The sequence below is a fragment of the Lentisphaera marina genome (assembly GCF_028745505.1).
GTDB classification, from domain to species: Bacteria; Verrucomicrobiota; Lentisphaeria; order Lentisphaerales; family Lentisphaeraceae; genus Lentisphaera; species Lentisphaera marina.
This window is the reverse complement of record NZ_JAQZZL010000002.1, coordinates 1038999-1057783: the sequence shown is the minus strand read 5'-3', so window position 1 is coordinate 1057783 and position 18785 is coordinate 1038999. Positions and strand designations below refer to the sequence as shown.

Sequence of the window (18785 nt, the reverse complement as noted above, 5' to 3'; positions counted from 1 at the left end):
TTCACCGTAAGAAAAGACTCAAAAGTTTAGATTTATCACCTTTGTCAATTAATGTTCTATAAGAACACCGATAGGAGCCGATGTGAAAATACTTGTTTATGTAATTCTTTTTTTTATACCCACAATGGTATTTTCTCAGGGTGAGCCAAAGGCCACCACGGATGATCGCCAACAGATTGATAGTAAACCTCAGGTCGAAAGCAAGCCTCAGGTCGAAGAGCTCAAGAACACTATAAGCACCGAAGAAAAAGCAAAGCTTAGATCACCTAGCATGAAAAAAACTCAATTAGAAGTGTTTTATGCTCAAGCGCTAAAGCTAAGAGCCATGACAAGTGAATTAAATGAGCAAATCACAAAATTTCAGCAACTAAACCTCGTCAACAACACTTCTAAAGAAGTCACTCGCAAAGCACTTCCCAAGATTGAAGAATCCATGATTCAGATCATAAAACTCTCAAAAGAAATTCATACATCTTACAAAAAAGAAAAACTTTATGCTCAGGAAAATAATCTTGATTTTAATAAGCAAGATTTGAAGTACCGAGAAATATTTCACAACTTAGGTAAATCTTTAAATGAAGCTCAAAATAGCCGTGACTTTTGTTTTAAGAACACGGGTGATATTAAAATTAGGTCTTTAAGTAATTTCAATGCGGATTCAATTATTAGGTTGCGTAAGGAAATCAAAGAACTAGGTACCGAGTTAAATTTCTATTACCTCACTGTCAATAAACGTTTTAAGAAATCAATTAGTGATTTGATTACTTCACCAATACCTTTATTAGCTCTCATACTTAAATCTTTATTATTGTTTTATCTCTTTCGTTCTTGGGTAAATTGGATTGACAAAAGAGAACAGAAACACCCTTCTTCGTATTTGTGGTATTCTCGGCGTTTAAGTGATCCACTAAAACATATACTTTTAGTCTATGTTTTTGCTTCACCATTTTATGCTGTATTCACTTACCCAGATATTAAAATCTACATAACGGTCTGTTACATCTACGTGTTTGCGAAACTTGCAATCCAAATATGTGATTCTGTTGCGTTTAGGCGAAACTTTATTTTCAACCAAGAAGATCACCCCGAATTACGTTTAAAATCATTACGGCTTATTATTTCTTACATTGCATTGGTTTATGTTTTTAATGGAATCAGCTATCACTTTCTCGTTGGTTGTTGGATAGTACAATCGTGGATGTATTGGTGTTTGGTTATTCTTTTCATTGCTTTAGTTTTCACCATACTAAAGTACTGGAAGGAGACTGTTTTATCGGCAATTGAAGACAGCAAAGACTCTAATTTGTTTCTCAAAAGAATCAAAAGTAGTAGTGATAGTAGATTAATTAAAGAGTTATCTGCTCTTTTAGGAGCTGTATATTTCTTCATCAAAGGAAGTCTACAATGGTTGTTGATCATTATATCTAGCATCGATTTTTTCCGCCCGATGATGAGTTCTTTCTTAACACTAAAAGCTATTAAACCAGAAGAAAAAAAATTGGATGGACTCATTCCATTGAATGACGAAGAGTATGTCAATATTGAAAAGCCAATGACTGTTGAAGAGTATGCAAAAGATGAGTTAGTTTATTTGGCTAATGAATCACATACGGGACTACATTTAGTTGTTGGAGAACAAGGCATAGGTAAAACTGTCTTCTTAAAACGTTTAATGGACCTAATAGAAACACAAACGCCAACTGTTCTCTATTCATGTTCCCGCAATAAGGCTAAAGAATTTATCAATGACATGAAGCAGCTTATGGAGGATAGAAACGACGCTAACAAAAGGACAATTATTATTGTAGATGACATCCATCTCCTACAGAAACCAATTATTGGTGGTGTCGATATTATCGATGAGTTTATAAAACTCGTTCGTAAGAGGCAAAACCATATTACTTGGTATTGTTCCATTAATATTGAAGCTTGGCAATTTTTAAAACGAGTCCGAGCAAAGAAAATTTTATTTGAGTCGATCACAAATTTACCTAAATGGGAAATGGATCAGCTGCAAGCCCTCATTTCTTCTCGAGTCAAACAAATTGGGAATAACATATCTTTTCAAAAACTCATTATCCCCAAACATTTAGATAGTCCACAGATAGACGGAAGAAGAAAAAAGGATTTGAGTTATTACAGGATACTCAATGAATATTCAGAGGGAAATCCAACTATTGCGATGTACTGTTTTAATATGTCAATATACAAAGAGGAGCAGTCTGAGGCTTTACAGGTCCGTTTATTTAATCCTCCCCCCTTAGCTAAATTAGAATCCATGCCTGCTTTGACATATTTCATTCTTCGAACCATTGCCCAAATGGGGAAAAGTAATCGTGAAGACCTAAAAATTTGTGCTGCAGAAAAGATACACCTTGTTGATGACTGCTTAAACTTACTCCTCTTTCATGGTTTCATAAAAGAAAACAATCAACTCTACTCCATAAGTACTAGGTGGTTTCGTCCCATCATTATCATACTTCAACGTCAACACCTTTTATCGAAATGATTACTATGAAGAAATATATTTTACATTGCCTACTTTTTGTACTCTCAGTACTTCTCCCCGGACAAGCTCAAGAACTAAGCACAAGCACAGGAAAAACGACCAAGCTTGAGCAAAGTGATTCGCATATTAGTTGGGATAAAACTGAAGAGTTAAGTGATAATGAAATTAAGCAAGATCCTGATGGGTTAACAAGTGATGCTATAAATGCCTTAGAATCTAAAGAGTCTTTTAGTAGAGACCAAGTGCAAGAACCGACTAAAGCCTTAAATGAATCATCTGAAATCCTTAAAAAAACTATTCAAGCAAGTGCTGATGATGGAGATGAATTAACCATAACAAAAATCACCCGTTTCGTTCGCGTTAGTGGAGTTATTTTCTCCATAACTCTAATAGTCGTTGTGGTTATGTTATTGCGCTTAATGCATCGCTTGGTTGAACGATTTAGTATTCAAATACCTCAGAAACGCATGCTCTTTCACAAAATCGAGACTATTGCACAATTCTTCATTTACGTAGGATTGGCGATTAGTATTTTCTTGTTGAGCTTTAGGATTAACGAGCAACTATTAAGTATTATAGGTGGTACGGTTGCCGTCTCATTTGGCTTTGCCATCAAAGATCTCATCGCCTCATTTATTGCTGGCTTAATGATTATGATTGATCGCCCTTTCCAAGTGGGTGATCGCATTACTTTTGATGGTCAATATGGAGATATTACTGCCATTGGTCTACGTTCAGTGCGCATGCAAACCTTATCGGATGATACTGTAACCATCCCCAACAATAAATTCTTAAGTGATGTTACTGTTTGTGGTAATTATGGTGAATTATCCATGCAAATGACAATAGATTTTTATATCGGCCTTGATCAAGACATTGAGAAAGCTTGCGAAATTGTTAATGAGGCGACCTCAAGTAGTCATTATATCTGTTTGCCAAAGCCGGTCGTTGTTTTGGTTAAACAAGTTATCATTGAAAGTTACATGGCTTACCGAGTGCGTGTAAAGGCCTATGTATTGGATATACAATATGAAGCTGCCTTCGAAACTGATTTGAACTTGCGGATTATGAAAGCTTTTAAAACACACGAGATACACCCTCCTTCAATTTTACACCGTAATAATTAAAATGAAAAACGAAGAGTATTACCAAAAAATAGATTCTACTTCTACGGCGCTTTTTGATGTGGCTTTGAGCCATAACAGCGACGAAAACCGCTACACGGAAATGAATGAAATTGACTCTGGTGCAAGTAAACAAATTTATAAAGTCCTAGATTTAAGTAGTGGCCGCACTGTTGCCTTAGCGCTTCCCAACAAAAACCTATCTAAAGAACAAATCAATAATTTTTTAGAAGAAGCCAGACTCAATGCCTCTCTACAGCACCCAAATATTATTCAAGTGTATAACTTAGGCTATCGCCAGGACGGGCAACCTTTCTTTACTATGAAATTGTGTAGCAATAAAAAACTAAGTGATTTATTTAAGCAGTCTAATAATAGTCTTTTTGATTTATTAGAGATTTTTCTTAAAGTATGTGAAGCCCTTTCCTATGCTCATAGCTTAGGAGCTATTCATCGAGATATTAAAGATGATAATATTCTTTTAGGAGAATTTGGTGAAGTTTTATTATGTGACTGGGGCTCAGCTCAAATACTTAAAGATTCGACTTTAGAACAGGAAGTCGGTCAACTAAGCCCGCCCATAAGTAAAGGAACCCTGGGCTTTATGTCCCCTGAACAAAAAGCTGGGGAAGCTCCAAGCATTGCTCAGGACATCTATTCCTTGGGTGCCCTATTATATAAAATGTTGACCAAAGAATCTCCCTCTGAGACAAATTCAAGCCCAAGAAATATTGACCCACAGGTTCCTTTAGGACTTGATGCCATATGTACAAAAGCCATGGCAAAAGATGCTCATAATCGCTATCATGATTGTGCGGCTCTTATAAAAGATGTAAAAGCATTTTTATCGGGTTTCGCACCTCAAGCAGAAGGTGCCTCTATTAATAAACAATTATGGTTATTTTTAATTCGCCATAAGACTTTGAGTCTATTTACACTATTCAGTTTGATGCTCATTAGCGGATTGTCTTTTTACTACATCATAGCTTTAAAAGAAAAAGAACAGCAAACCGCTTCGCAACGTGACCGTGCTGAACAGGCTTTAGAACTTTATGATATAGAAAAGTCGAGCCGTAAAAAAATTGCTGCCCTAGGCGCTGATTACTTTCTTCAACAAAGCTCACAACTCATTAGTGCTCACTCAAGTAAAATTGCTTTAGAGTTATTAGATTCCATCCCTACAAAAAGCTTAAATAAAAAGCAATTAAAAGAAATGAATATGCTCTATGGTAGAATTTATTTTTATCGCCAAGAGTTTCATAAATCTTTAATTTACTTGAGTAAGGGTGAAATCTATAAAGATAATGAACTTTTAAAACTAGCGCGAATTTTTTCAAAAAAGAAAGCTAATGATTCGGACTTATTAATTAGTGATGACACAGTAGAATTAATTGATCAACTCTATCAAATAGAAATCCATCAAGCTCATTGCTTGTTCAGAGAACAAGTCCTGCGCATCAGTGATTATAACGCTCAGGTCCCCATCATTAAAAAAATGATTCTGCTCAATAATACAATTGACGATATAAAAATAGATTTCAATATCATTGACGGCAAGCATTATATGGACCTCTCACACAACACAAATATGCGACGATGGGAACCCGTTAGAAAGATGAAGTTAAATTATTTAGACTTGTCATATTGCCCTATTAAAACACACTTTCACGTACTGAAAGGCATGCCCTTAGAAAGCATTAATTTAGCTTTCACAAAAGTTAGTGATTTTAGTTTCTTGTATACTTTAGGAAACTTAAAGACTTTAATAGTCGACAAAAAAATGTCTCAGAAAGTCCACTTGGCTGAAGTTCTAAAAGATTTAGAAAAGCAAAACATCAAAGTCATTATTCAAGAGCCTCAACCCCATTCTTGATCTAGACGCCTTATTTCTGCCGTTAAGCGCCTAAGAACACGTTCCTTATAAACCGAAACTTGATTGGGGCTAACTTCCATTAAGTCCGCAACTTCGGGACGTTTTTTTCCTTCTTGTAACAACTCAAAAATCTTGATGACTTTTTCTGAAAATAAAGGGCGGATATTTTCCATTGCTTTGAGAACTGCATATTTTTTCCAACTCTCTTCCGTTATACTCTCAATTTCAGGGTCGCTAATTGATTCATCGAAGTATTTACGATTGCGTTCACTTCTTCTTTGATGGCTACGAAAGAAATTTTTCACCTGATTTCCTGTAACCGTACATAACCATGCACGAAAACGACCATTTTTTTCATACTGAAACTCGGGTAATTTATCCCATAATTTCAATAGAATATCTTGAGTTAATTCCTCTGCTTCGTAATGAGCTACATTCATTTTACGGCAGACAGAATAAATAAAGGGGCGGTATGTCTCAACGAAATCTTCCCATGATTGTTCATCATGCTTATTTCGCACTTTTTCCAATAAGGTTAGGCTCGTTTTATCATTCATAGTTATTTATACATCGCTATCAAAATTTATAAAGTTAAAAAAATGCCCAAGATTATTAAATCTATCCGCTCATTCATCACATTATAATTTCTACTAAATTCATCTAGCTTTGTCAAAATCTCACAAAGTCCAGCGTAGTTAATAAAAAACTGAGAGATGAATGACTAAAAAACTAAAGTTTGATCAATTATTAGCTTATGGTGCTGGTGGCATCGTACCTATTGCCCTATTTAACATTACTGGCCAGCTCATGGGACTCATGGGAAATATTAGTTTGGGATTAAGCGCTATTCTCATGGGCTTCATTATGCTTATTCCACGTTTATGGGATGCCTTTTCAGATCCTGTCATGGGCTATATTTCAGATAATCATAAGTCACCCAAAGGGCGCCGACGCCCATTCATTTTATATGGTGGTATTGCCGTAGGTATCAGTTTCGTACTTATGTGGTGGGTTCCCCGTGGTGAAGAATTCCAGGGCATGTTCCCCTCAGACGCTGCATTTCAGTGGTTTCAGTTAGCTTACATTCTCGTCTTTTTACTCATTTTTTACACTTCATGCACAGTTTTCGAAATACCTCATGGTGCATTGGGCATGGAATTGAGTCACGACCCAGATGAACGCACACGCCTATTTTCTGCCAAGAGTTTTATGGGGAATTTATTTGCCATGGGAACACCTTGGCTTTTCTTTTTAGCTAATTTAGAGTTTTTCAAAGGTACAGGCAATGAAATTGATGGTATGCGCTATGTTTCTCTACTCGTTGCTTTGATCGTGATCCCTTTAACTTTTTGGTCATACAAGGCACTTAAAGAACCCAAAATCGTAAATAAGTCAAAGTCTCAACTCAAACTTGGTTTTTTTCAAGAATCCAAAAAAACTTGGCAAAACAAAACTTTTGTTAAGCTAATTTTTATTGTTTTTAGTTTAGCTATGGGCTTTAATTTTGTCGGTTTATTAGGGTATTACATTCCAATATATTATATATTTTCGGCAGATAAAGAAGCTGCTGGTGCCCTACTAGGTTTCAACGGCATGTTATGGGGCTTCACAGGTCTATTAGCAGTATTCCCATTAAATATGATTACTCATAAACTAGGGAAAAAATCAACTTTGTTTATTGCCATTATTATTATGATTTTTGCTCAAATCTCTAAAATATTCTGTTATAACCCAAACCATCCTTACTTAATAGTCATCCCCACCATTATTCTTTCCATAGGAATGTCTTTCTTTTTTACTTTAGGAGCTGCCATGGTGGGTGACGTTTGTGATGAAAACACAGTCAAAACAGGCCAAGCACATCAGGGAAGTTATTATTCCATTTATTGGTGGTTCATCAAGCTTGGGACGGCCTTTGCTAGTATCATCACTGGTTTTTTAATTAACTCCATTGATTTTGATGAAACTCAGATCCAAAAAGCGGAAGCCATAACTAAAAGCATTCGTGAAATCAAGACAGTTAAAGAGTTTGATGAAGACACTTTACTTAAAATTAAGAACACCATCAAGGCTTTCAAAACACACATACAAGAAAATGATTCAAAGAATAAAGATACACTAATAAAAGATCTAAATTTAATAGAAACTGGAATTAGTCAAAAATATAGTACCGAGCTTTATGAAAAACTCGAATTAACAAGTAAAAAGCTAGCTCAGCAATCCAGTCATACATTACTCTGGATGAGAGTCGTCGAAATTGCTTTGCCTATTATTCTATGTTTAATTTCCGCTTTTATTTGTCTAATCTACCCGCTCGGTAAAAAAGAAGTCCTCAAAATAAAAGCACAGTTAGACCAAGAACCTACAGAAGCTTAAGCACTCTCTAAAAAAACTAAATACCCTTCTCTAATCCACTTAGAACACAAGTGAATTTGACTCGATTTTTGTCCCACAAATCAGCCGTGTTTTTTATTTGAAATTATTTATCTAGAGGCAGTTTTTTTTCTTCTAGACCTGTCAAAACTCATTTTTATACGACGTAGTTGTTTTTAGAAAAATGGCTTAGGGCGCGATGATAAAAAGTGGTCAAAAACCCAAACAATCAAACCAAAAAAAATTGTAAAAATACTTAAGGAAAGTTGTCAATAAGGCAATCAAGCTTTCGTAGTTTTAGCAAACATCAATTAAGGAACTTTTATGAAAGACATCATATACAAATACGAAAACACTTTAGGCTTCAAAGAATTTCGCAATAACACTGGCATGCACTTCCGTATCCTCCAGGACGGCACACCTTACAGCATCGAAAACGACAACGTACTCGTTAACCTTTTCATGGGTAATATTTTTGATGAAGCGGTTAGCAATATCTACCTGCGCGTTTTCAAAAACGGTGAAATTCTTTCTACCCCTATGGTTTCAAAAAACTCTAAGTTTGCCATCGCAACTGATGATCGCGCTTATGTCCTCAAAGGTAGCTTCCAAGATATTGACTACTCACTAACTTTCCGTCTCGCAGAAAATACTGGGACATGGTTCTGGACTGCTGAAGCAGAAAACACTGGTTCTGATCTTGAAGTTGATTTCATCTACGTTCAAGACGCAGCTGTTGCGGCTAAAGGCGCTCCCCTCAATAACGAAGGTTACGTTTCTCACTACATCGATCAAAGCGTTCTCGGTGACAAAGCGACCGGCTACGTTCTATGTGCACGTCAGAACCTCAAGCAACACACTGGTTTCCCTTTCCTTATGTCAGGTGCTCTTGACGGAGCTGAAGGCTTCATTACAGACGGTATCGACTTCTTTGGTCTCAACTACAAAGAGAACGCTGAAATTGCAGCTCTTAAAGACGACACAATCCGCAGCATCCGTCGTCAGGGCGAATTCTCTTGCCACGTACTTCAGTCCAAGCGCGTAGCTCTCGCTTCTGGTGCTAAAGCAGAAAAAACTTTCTTCGCTTTCTTCGAAGTTAATCACGAAGCTACAAGTTCTGATGCTGACCTCGAAAAAGTTGAACTCGCTAAGTCTGAATTTGCTGCACTCCCAGCAATTTCGCTTCCCGAGCCTCAGACTACTGGCTACAACAACCTCTTCGGCGAAGGTAAGTTCTTCCAAACTGAAGACCTCAACGACGCTGAGCTCGAAAAATACTTTGCTGGCGAAAAGCGTAACCTCGAAGAAATCGAAGGTAAAACGGCTGCGTTCTTCTACGGTGACGATTCTAAGCACGTTGTTCTCAAGCACAAAGAAGTTCACTGCGAACGTCCTCATGGTCACATCGTACGTTCAGGCGAAGATCTCTTCCCTTCAGACGAAGCTATTGCCTCCACTTGCTGGATGGGTGGTGTTTTCAACTCACAAGTCACTTTCGGTAACACGTCTTTCAACAAAGCTATCGGTATCGTTCGTGGTTGGGTTAACTTCCAGCGTGCTTCCGGTCAGCGTATCTTTGTTAGAGATGGTGACAAAATCGAACAGCTTCGTTTACCTTCTGCTTTCGAAATCAGCCTCAATGCTTGTCGCTGGATCTACAAAGGCGCAGAAGAAACGATCATCGTTACAACTCAGTGTGCTATCTCTGACGCAGTTCTCGTTACTAACATCGAAGTTGAGTCTGGTAAAGAACTCGAGTTCATCGTTACTAACAACATCATTATGGGTGTTAACGAATACGCCAATGAAACTGTTGGTCGCGTTGATGACAAGCGTTTCACTTTCTTCCCAGGTCACGATTACTTCGGTAAGAACAAATACCCTAACAGCCGTTTCGACCTCTCTATCAAAGAAGGCCACGCAGCTGCTACTCTTAGCGGTGACGAAGTTCTCTTCCTCGACGGCGAAAACAAAAACTATCCTTACGCAACAATCAAAACTGCTGCAACAGGCAAGTTTGAGCTCGTTCTCACAGGTACAATTACTGACGACGTAAAAGCTGAAGCTAACGCTAAAAAATACACTGCAGCTGATTTCGATACTTCTGTTTTCAAAGTAGAAGCTGATGCATACTGGCGTTCACTCAATAACAATGCAAAATGCTCCGGCATCGAAAATAACTCAGTTTCCAAACTCAGCGAAATCATCCCTTGGCTCCAACACAACGCAATGATCCACTACACTAAGCCTTACGGTCTCGAACAGTACTCTGGTGCTGCATGGGGTAGCCGTGACGTTTGTCAGGGTCCAGTTGAACTTCTTCTCGCTTTTGGTAAAACTGAACCAGTTAAAAAAGTTGTTCTCGAAGTTTACAAACACCAGTACGAGCAAAACGGCGAATGGCCTCAGTGGTTCATGTTCGACAAATTCTACGACATCCAGCAGGCTCACGCTCACGGTGATATCATCGTATGGCCTCTCAAAGCTGTTTGTGATTACGTTGAATACTCCAACGACGTTTCTATCCTCGACGAAAAGATCCCTTACACCAACATCGAAGGTTTCGAATTCACTGATAAAGAAGAAACTCTCTTCGATCACATCAACAAAGAACTAGATCACATCCGCAATGCTTTCGTAGGTGACACTAAGCTTATTAGCTACGGCGACGGTGACTGGAATGACTCACTTCAGCCTCACAACCCTGAGATGAAAGAGAAGCTCGTTTCTGTATGGACAGTTGAACTCCTTTACCAAACTCTTACTCGTTACCAAGTTGTTTGCGAAAAAGCTGGTAAAACTGAACTCGCTGCTGAGCTCAAAGCGACTTGCGAACAAATGAAAGTTGATTTCAACAAGTACCTCGTAAAAGACGAGCTCACTGCCGGTTTCGCCTTCTTTAACTCTGAAGACGACGTAGATCTTCTCTTGCACCCAACTGACACAAAAACAGGTGTTAAGTACCGTCTTCTTCCTGCAATTCGCGGTATCATCTCCGAGATCTTCGAGCCAGAACAGGCTGAAGCTCACTACCAGATGATTCAAGACAAGCTACTTTTCGCTGACGGTGTTCACCTCATGGACCCACCACCCCAATACACGGGTGGTATCTCCAAGAACTTCCAACGTGCTGAAACAGCTACTTTTGTAGGCCGTGAAATCGGTAACCACTACGTTCACGCTCACCTCCGTTACATGGAAGCAATGGCTAAACTCGGTAAAGCTGAAGAGCTCTTAACTGCTATGGAAGTTGTTAACCCTGTAAATATCCAGGACAGCTTCGAGTCAGCTGAGATCCGTCAGTCTAACTGCTACTTCTCATCTTCTGATGCTGATTACAACGATCGTTACGAAGCTCAAGATACAGTAGAAGACCTCCGCGCTGGTAAAGTTAAATCCAAAGGCGGATGGAGAATCTATTCTTCAGGTCCTGGTATCTACGTAAACGTTCTTATCACACGTGTACTCGGTATTCGTCGTTTCTACGAAGATTTCGTTATCGACCCGGTTCTCCCTGAAAACCTCGACGGTCTTAACTTCAACTTCGACATCGACGGCAAGCCAGTTGTATTCAAATACAACAAGTCTGCTGACAAAAAGGTTGTTCTCAACGGTAAAGAACTCGAGCTCAATACTTCTAACGACAACCCCTATCGCGATGGCGGCCTCAAAACTAAATGGACGACTTTCCAGTCTCTCCTCAAAGGTGATAACAACCTTGTAGAAATTTATTCCTAAACATTAATTGTGATTAAGTATTTCTTACTAAGCCTTCTTTTTTGTTCTAGTTTACTAGGACTTGATCTTGTGGATTCTGGCACCGTTCATATGAATGGTGCTGAGGGTCACTCAGCCTTTTCTGAAAAAGAATCGAAACTGACCTACAAGTTGAAACATTTAGCGATCATAGGTAACTGGCATCGCTTAAAAGATATAAGCCGAAAAGATTTACTTCACTTTAAAATTACGGATCCTTCAAAAGCGAAGGATCTGCAGATTAACTTGGAGCTCAAAGGCGATGGTGGCGTACAGCATTTTCCTTTGAGTTCTGAAAGTCAAGACATCCTTATTCAATGGGATTTGCTTGGCAATTTAAACGAAATTGTCTTGTTAGTGAGCAATACAAATCAAGATACCGTTTCGGGAGAACTCGATTATAGTTTTGAACTTAAAGATTTTCCTGTCTTAGAAAAAAAAGAAAGTTTCTCCATAGCTGAATCTGGTGCATTAAATATCAACTCAGCCATTTCTATCCTTGAAGAAGACAGACTTAAATTTGCACTTGCACCTGGTGATATTTGTGGCGTATGGGCAAAAGGCTTTGAACTCCAAGATATGGATATTTTAGAGTTTAATTTATTTCCAGAACTGAACCCTAAATTACAATACTCTATTGAAATCAAAGGTGAACACAGTACAGAAATTGTCCAAGTACTAAGAACCTCCACACGCACTGTTCTTGATCATAATAAACTTGGAAAGATCAATGAACTCGTTCTCTTGATTGAAAATGCTAGTTCTCACCACCTCAGTGATCAGTTATCCTTCCAGTTACAAAGTACTAAAATGACTTTTTTGGAGAAGGTAAACCAAGACCAAATCCTCGCACTTCTACTTATACTCGTGTGTGCTTTAGTTTTTTCTCAATTTTTCACCAAAAGGTCTCTTATTAAAGTAAATAATTGGCATAGATCATTCGCGATTAGTTTATACCTTTGTTTAATCTTGCTTGTTTACTCTTTATCCAACACATCGAGTTTGGAGAGATCATTTTATCCGCTTCTCACCTTACTATGTGCGGTAAGTTTAAGTATTCTCATCAGCATTATTGCTAGCTCTAAATTACCGAGTCGTTGTGAAGTATTTACGCATTTCTCTATATTGGGAATTATCATCACTTTCATATCTACTTCACCCGTATGGTCAATGCCTAATTCTTTTAGCGACCTTCCCTATTCTGGTGGTTTTGGGACTATCCTATTTTTAACACTTTACTTTGGCGTCTGTTACTTAAGATCAATCAAGAAGTCATTGCCGCTAGTCAGTTTTTATGGTTTAGCTTTACTTCCTTGTTTTATTTCGCTATTACTTTTAATGCAAAACAATGCATTTTTAAACGAGCTTATTTCCTTAAAATTCATTAGTATTCAAGTCATTGCTGAAAACTTAGGCTTAATAACAAGTCGTTTTCTCATCCTCTTTTTCTTTGTCGAATTTATTTGCCAATTTTTTTCATTCATCATTAACAAGCATGCCTTATTCGACAAAAATGCTCATAAAAAACTGGCCTACTTATCTCTAGCTATCGTATTATCTCCTTACGTAGCCGACTTGGGATGTGCTCCATATCTCAGTGATTTACCTAGACTCATTCAAGCAGTTATAGCTGTCATCACTACTATCTTCTCTCAAGGTATGTTATGGGCTTTTGTCTTTATGATTACGGGTGTACTTCTCGATGCTATCAACGGTATAGGTCCTGCAGCACACACTATTCATGACCATGCTTTTAAAGGTCGCCATAATGGTCGTGTTTATTCCGGTGTACTCATGGCTATCCTACAACTCGTCGGCATTCTCTGTGAGTGGAACTTAAGTCGTCAACTTTTTGAATCATCTCCAATCATCAGCTTGAGTTTGCTTATGATTTTTGTTTTCCCTGCCATTAAAGTTATTATCGAAAGTTTTGACGGTAGTCACGGATTCTTTGCTCGTACAAAATCTGCTTATAAAGAAGGCCATCTCTTCACTCGAGGGGCACTAGTCGGTTTATCTTTAGGTCTTGCTATTCAATGGAACCTCAGTTCACAGCACACATTTTTACGAGCTCTTTTTGGTTTTGTTGCGGGAACGGCTATTTTTGCTGGGATTAATGCACTAAAAGAAAAGAGTGCTAAATCATTTCTCATTAACGCCCTACAAGGTGGTTTTATTGGTGCTGCCCTTGCCTTTTATTTTGATGCTGGTCAAGTGCCTGTCGTCGCTGAAAGATTCTTTAATTATAACACTTTCGCAACAAGTGCCCAAAACTATTCTTTTGATACACTTCTCTCCAAGTGGGGCCACGTTCAACTAGGAACTTATACTGGGGGATCAAAACTTTTCTTCAACCAAGCACTTAATGGTGTTATTGCTTGGGGTGTAGCTGCATGGCTCTTCGCCTTAAACCAATCCTTACTCAAAGCTATTTTTACTCGCAATAGTATTCACCTAAAACGCATTGTTTCTCAAGATGGTTTAACGGAACTTGCTGAAGGCACTATCCGAGTTTTACGTTGGGGTCTTTGGATGTCGCCAATCATTTTCACTTTCTTACGCCAAATGCCTGATCCCACTTGGTACAATCAGGATGGTGCTATCCATACCCTCTTTTGTATTGGTGCAAGCTTCACCATGACTGCCGAGCAATTTCATTCATGGTCACTGGAGATTTTTATGTGGATTATGGCATACGAGGCATTCCGAATTCTCATATGGCTTGATCACATGGGACTACGTGTTGCTACATTGGTCAATTTGAGTTTCATTGGTATGGATGACTTAGATAAAAAATTTGCTCGCTTTACTGGAAAAGAAGGTTCATCAGTAATTCCTGAAGGCGTAAAACGCTTCATGACTTGGGCACCTTTACTTATCCCTTACTACATACCTAGATCAGGTGCAGACTGGGATTATGCATGGAACAAAGCCCTATCAATCCAAGCTAACAATCAAAACTTTAACTCCCTTAAGCTGGCGATACTAGCAGGCGTATTTATAGCCGTATTACTAGTGATCCAAATCTATTTAACTATCCGTAAGAATAGAGAGAAATATGCACTACAGCTAAGCAAGCAAGAATTACACTTATCTTGTAAGAATGGTCATATAAGTAGTACAATGCATGGCCTAAGGTCAAATATACAAATAACACGTTCAGATAAGCTTAATGAGAACTCTCAAGTCTTCATTCTCCGTCATCAAAACAAAAGCTTTAACCTTTTTAAAGATGCCAAAGTAAGAAAAGAGATGGATAGTCTTATTTTTGATCTCGAAACGGCTGAGTTTAACGCGGAAGTCACAGTCACTATTCCCGTCAAGAGCGACCCAGTTTACTTTATAGATTTAAAAATTCAAAATCTTAAAAAAGCAGATGTAGAACTTATACTCTATCAAGAATGGAGTTTGGATAAGGCTAAGGAAGATCAAGTACGTGTTCAAGAAAAACGTGAATCACAGGAGATTCTCCTTTCTCCTGGGTCAAACGCACTTTATTGCCTACAACCAACTACTGGAATGATGGGCTTACTTGCCTCTCAGGCAGCTCCAGATGCTTATTTACGTCATCGTACTGACTTTAAAGAAACAAGTTTAATGAAAGAATTGCCCAAGACTCAACGCCACTGGCACCCAGATCCTGCCACTGGTCTCATTTTAAACTTCAGCTTAAATAATCAAGAACAGTATAAAAACCGTTTCATTATGGGCTGTGCTTTTTACGAAGATGAAGCCAAAAACTTTGTTAAATCTTATCTCTTACCTAACACTAGGAAATCTCTATGAAAAATTTACTCTCATTGGGGCTGTTAGCCTTAGTTTCAGCCTCCTGCACTAGTACAAAAACTTACTCTGAAAAGTTGCTAGATAACTCATTAAACTTTGTCGATGATAAACACGGCATGATAGATCCTCACTCTTCTTACCCTGTAGAGGGATGGAATCAAGATCCTGAGCGAGGTCTTTATTTGCGTAGTTTCACTCAGCTATCCGCAATTGGTGAGTACCTTGAGCTCTTAGCTAATATGTCGGCTGGTTATTGTGGGAATGACTACAGTCAGGAAGACTCACTTGAAAAACTCAATCACATCAGTGATACGCTTTTAGCTGACCAGGCCAATCCTGCTCTTTCTGCAAAAGGCTTATTAGTAAATTTCCTCGACTTAGGCAATGGTCATCGTGTCGGCCCACTTGGAGAAAAAATCAGTAAAGAAAAATTCAAAAAGAATCTTGAAGGCATCGATACCAACAAGCTTTGGGATGTCTTAATTGAAGCTAAGTGGATTAAACCCTCCAGTGATGGTACATGGGCAAATATTCTACGCTCAGACAAGTACGGTACTGAGCACTTTGAAGGTGAACTCACGCCTTACTTTGAACAAAGATATCAAATCATGGAAGTCCTTGATCAACGCGTAGTTAATATTGTTTTTGGTGACAACGTTAACTTAACGGCTTCTGTAGCTAAAGCCATTGGAGCATTACTTGATCCTAAACTGAGCAATAATGCTCAAGCTAATGGTATCCGTAGTAAACTGAAGATTTTCCTAAATAAGCAAAAAGAAGGATATGAGTCTCTCATTGATCCTCGTACACAATCTTTTTACTTTGCATGGGATGCAACTAATGATACATATACGGGATGGGAAGTTAATGGTGTTTTTCAAGAAGCGCATATGAACTCTTTCATTAATGAATTCCGTGCTCCTTGGACTTTTGTTGTCCTCTACTACGATCTAAATCCTGCGACGCTCGCAAATGCTGCCTTTAAGATTAAACCCTATCCTCATAGTTCTGGCAAAGATATTTACACTTTAGCAACTTGGGATGGCTCAGCTTTCCAATTTCTTGGCCTAACTAACTTTTTACGCGATCAAGATAATCCAGCTTGGCATAAGCTCATGACTATCGCAGCAAAAATTCATTTAGATTTCTCTAAACAGAATAACTTACCAGGCTTATTATCTGAATCCTATACTGGGAATAAAACTCAGTATACAGGACATGTTGGCTTACCGTCTAACTGTATATCTAGCGAACATCGCATAACTGATGCTGCATCACTTTATGCTTTAGGAGTCGCAAGCATTTACCAAGCTGAAGGTGTAGAAAAATTACTTGAACGCAATTGGCCAATCATCGAATCTCTCATGACGGATCATGGACCATGGGAAGGTTACAATACCACACAGAATAAAGTGATTGAATTTCAAACATCAGCACATACTCTTGCTCTTAGTTTAGGTTTATTAAAAACTGGTCCAACAAAGATGAAGCGTTTCTTGGATCACTATAAGCTCAACGATAAACTTGCTGAATTTTATCAAGCTGGCTCGCTCACTGAGATTGATAATATCACGAGTAATACACTACATTTTTCAGAAGCGAAAAACTTTAGTAATGGTCAATTAAGTATTCGTTATTCCGCTACTCAAGACGAAAAAGTGGTTCTAACTTTTATGAGAAAGGCAGATTCTAAATATGGAAAAATGGAAATGGATAACGAGATCTATTTGAATTTTAAAGCCACCGATTCAGGCATTCTAAACATCACTCTTCCTGCAGTACTAAGTCTACATGATATTAGCAGCATACAATTGGGCTCCAAGACTGAGCAAGTAAAAATAGAAAATTTAACTTATAAACCTTTTGCTTACGAACTTCAGACACCATAAGTTTGCCTATGAAAAAATTATTCAACTCCCTATTAGGTGAAGCGCCGAAAGCTGCTAAAAATGTCTTTGTTCAGCCAGCGACTCGTAATGTCTATGAAATACTTGGACGTAGTGCACATTTGAATGATGATGACTTTTTGGATATGGTAAGTCGAGCGAGTTTTGAATACTTCTGGCATGAAGCTTCACCAAAAACTGGTATAATTGCCGACAATTTAAATAAACCCGTCACTTATTCTACGGCTTCAATTGGCTTTGGCTTAAGTGCAATGGTGGTGGCAGCTGAACGTGGTTATAGAGATGCAAAAGAAGTTGAGCAGCGTACCGAGACTATGCTTCATTCTTTGACCCAAACTCAAACTAAAGGTGGCATGTTCTATCATTTTCTCGATGAAGATTCTCAGGTAACAACAGATGGCTATGAAACGGCCATATCAACTGTAGACACGGGTCTTTTGATTATGGGTGCTATTACTGCTGGAGAATACTTCGGTGGTAAATGCAAAGAGTATGCTGATCAAATTTTTGAAAAATGTAACTGGTCCGCTTTTACTGATCACGAACATAAGCAAGTCTTTATGGCTTGGGAACCAGATAGTAAAGATGAGCTTTCAGGTATAGGAAAATTTCATCCTGTCCGCTGGGATTACTTCAGTGATGAAAGCATTATTTGCTGTTTACTCGGCAATGCCAACCCCAACGAAGATTTTGCGCTCCCCGCAGATTACTTTTATCACTGGGCCAGAAATACAGGCCAATACCACCCCGCTACACCTGGATATAAATCCACAGACGAATTTGTCTACAGTTATAGCGGAGCATTATTCACCTATCAGTTTGCTCATATTTGGTTAGACTTTAAACAACTTGGAAAAGACCAACCTCGTCAACATCAGCTTGATCATGTTCCTGCTATCAATTGGTACAAGAACTCCCAAGATGCAACGGAAGCAGCTTGGTTAGTGGCCGTGGACAATTCTCAGGCATCCCGAACTTATGGTCCCTTTGGTTGGGGCTTTACGGCTCACACTTCAATTAATGGCTATAATGTCGGCGCCATACTTCCTCGAGGTGAACAAAACCAAGCTTTTACCCTCAATGGAGAAATTGCTCCCTACGGAGCAGGAACCTGTATTATGTTTGATCCTGAAAAGACTATAAAAACACTTCGCTATTATTACGGACTTCACGATGATAATGGTAAAGCTATTGTTTGGAATAATGAAGGTGAGACTCCCTACGGTTTTTATGATGCTTTTAATTTAGACTCTGGTTATGTTGCACAGCAATATCTAGGTATTGATTTGGGACCTATGCTATTGGCTATTGAAAACCATCGCTCTGGACTTATTCAGAAAACATTCATGAAAAATCAACACATCCAAAAAGCTCTGAAAAATATTGGTTTTGAAAAGATTTAAATCGCATCAAAAATTTAGTTCCCGTAAAAGACTCCTTAACCCACGTTTTATTAA

At 38.4% G+C, this 18785-nt stretch carries 9 protein-coding genes; 8 read left to right on the top strand and 1 reads right to left on the bottom strand.

Annotated elements, in window-relative coordinates:
• Positions 1 to 82: 82 nt before the first annotated feature.
• The 3 genes from PQO01_RS15240 to PQO01_RS15230 are packed head-to-tail and all read left to right on the top strand — an operon-like array spanning position 83 to position 5506.
• A complete protein-coding gene (locus tag PQO01_RS15240; protein ID WP_274314946.1) occupies positions 83 to 2509 on the top strand; it encodes an ATP-binding protein in 2427 nt (808 codons plus the stop codon).
• 5 nt (positions 2510 to 2514) lie between these two features.
• The gene (locus PQO01_RS15235; protein WP_274314945.1) at positions 2515 to 3636 is read left to right on the top strand and encodes a mechanosensitive ion channel family protein; all 1122 of its coding nucleotides are present in this window, start codon (positions 2515 to 2517) and stop codon (positions 3634 to 3636) included.
• A gap of 1 nt (position 3637) precedes the next feature.
• Positions 3638 to 5506: a serine/threonine-protein kinase gene (locus tag PQO01_RS15230; RefSeq protein ID WP_274314944.1), complete on the top strand. Its 1869-nt coding sequence runs from the start codon at positions 3638 to 3640 to the stop codon at positions 5504 to 5506.
• Here PQO01_RS15230 and PQO01_RS15225 read toward each other — a convergent pair.
• Entirely contained in the window at positions 5491 to 6063 is a 573-nt protein-coding gene (locus PQO01_RS15225) for an RNA polymerase sigma factor (RefSeq protein ID WP_274314943.1), read from the bottom strand. The genes PQO01_RS15230 and PQO01_RS15225 overlap by 16 nt on opposite strands.
• Positions 6064 to 6223: 160 nt before the next feature.
• On the opposite strand from PQO01_RS15225, the gene PQO01_RS15220 reads away from it, so the two are divergent.
• From PQO01_RS15220 to PQO01_RS15200, 5 genes are all read left to right on the top strand, one after another.
• A complete protein-coding gene (locus PQO01_RS15220) occupies positions 6224 to 7882 on the top strand; it encodes an MFS transporter (protein WP_274314942.1) in 1659 nt (552 codons plus the stop codon).
• 321 nt (positions 7883 to 8203) lie between these two features.
• Positions 8204 to 11617: a GH36-type glycosyl hydrolase domain-containing protein gene (locus PQO01_RS15215; protein ID WP_274314941.1), complete on the top strand. Its 3414-nt coding sequence runs from the start codon at positions 8204 to 8206 to the stop codon at positions 11615 to 11617.
• Between the two features lie 69 nt (positions 11618 to 11686).
• Positions 11687 to 15421 carry a hypothetical protein gene (locus PQO01_RS21715; RefSeq protein WP_274314940.1) on the top strand — a complete coding sequence of 1245 codons (3735 nt, stop codon included), beginning with the start codon at positions 11687 to 11689 and terminating at the stop codon, positions 15419 to 15421.
• On the top strand, positions 15418 to 17310 hold the full coding sequence (locus tag PQO01_RS15205) for a hypothetical protein (RefSeq protein WP_274314939.1): 1893 nt from the start codon (positions 15418 to 15420) through the stop codon (positions 17308 to 17310). Before PQO01_RS21715 ends, PQO01_RS15205 begins: the two co-directional genes overlap by 4 nt.
• An 8-nt stretch (positions 17311 to 17318) precedes the next feature.
• Positions 17319 to 18731, top strand: a complete 1413-nt coding sequence (locus PQO01_RS15200; RefSeq protein ID WP_274314938.1) for a glucoamylase family protein — start codon at positions 17319 to 17321, stop codon at positions 18729 to 18731.
• The last annotated feature ends 54 nt before the right edge of the window (positions 18732 to 18785 follow it).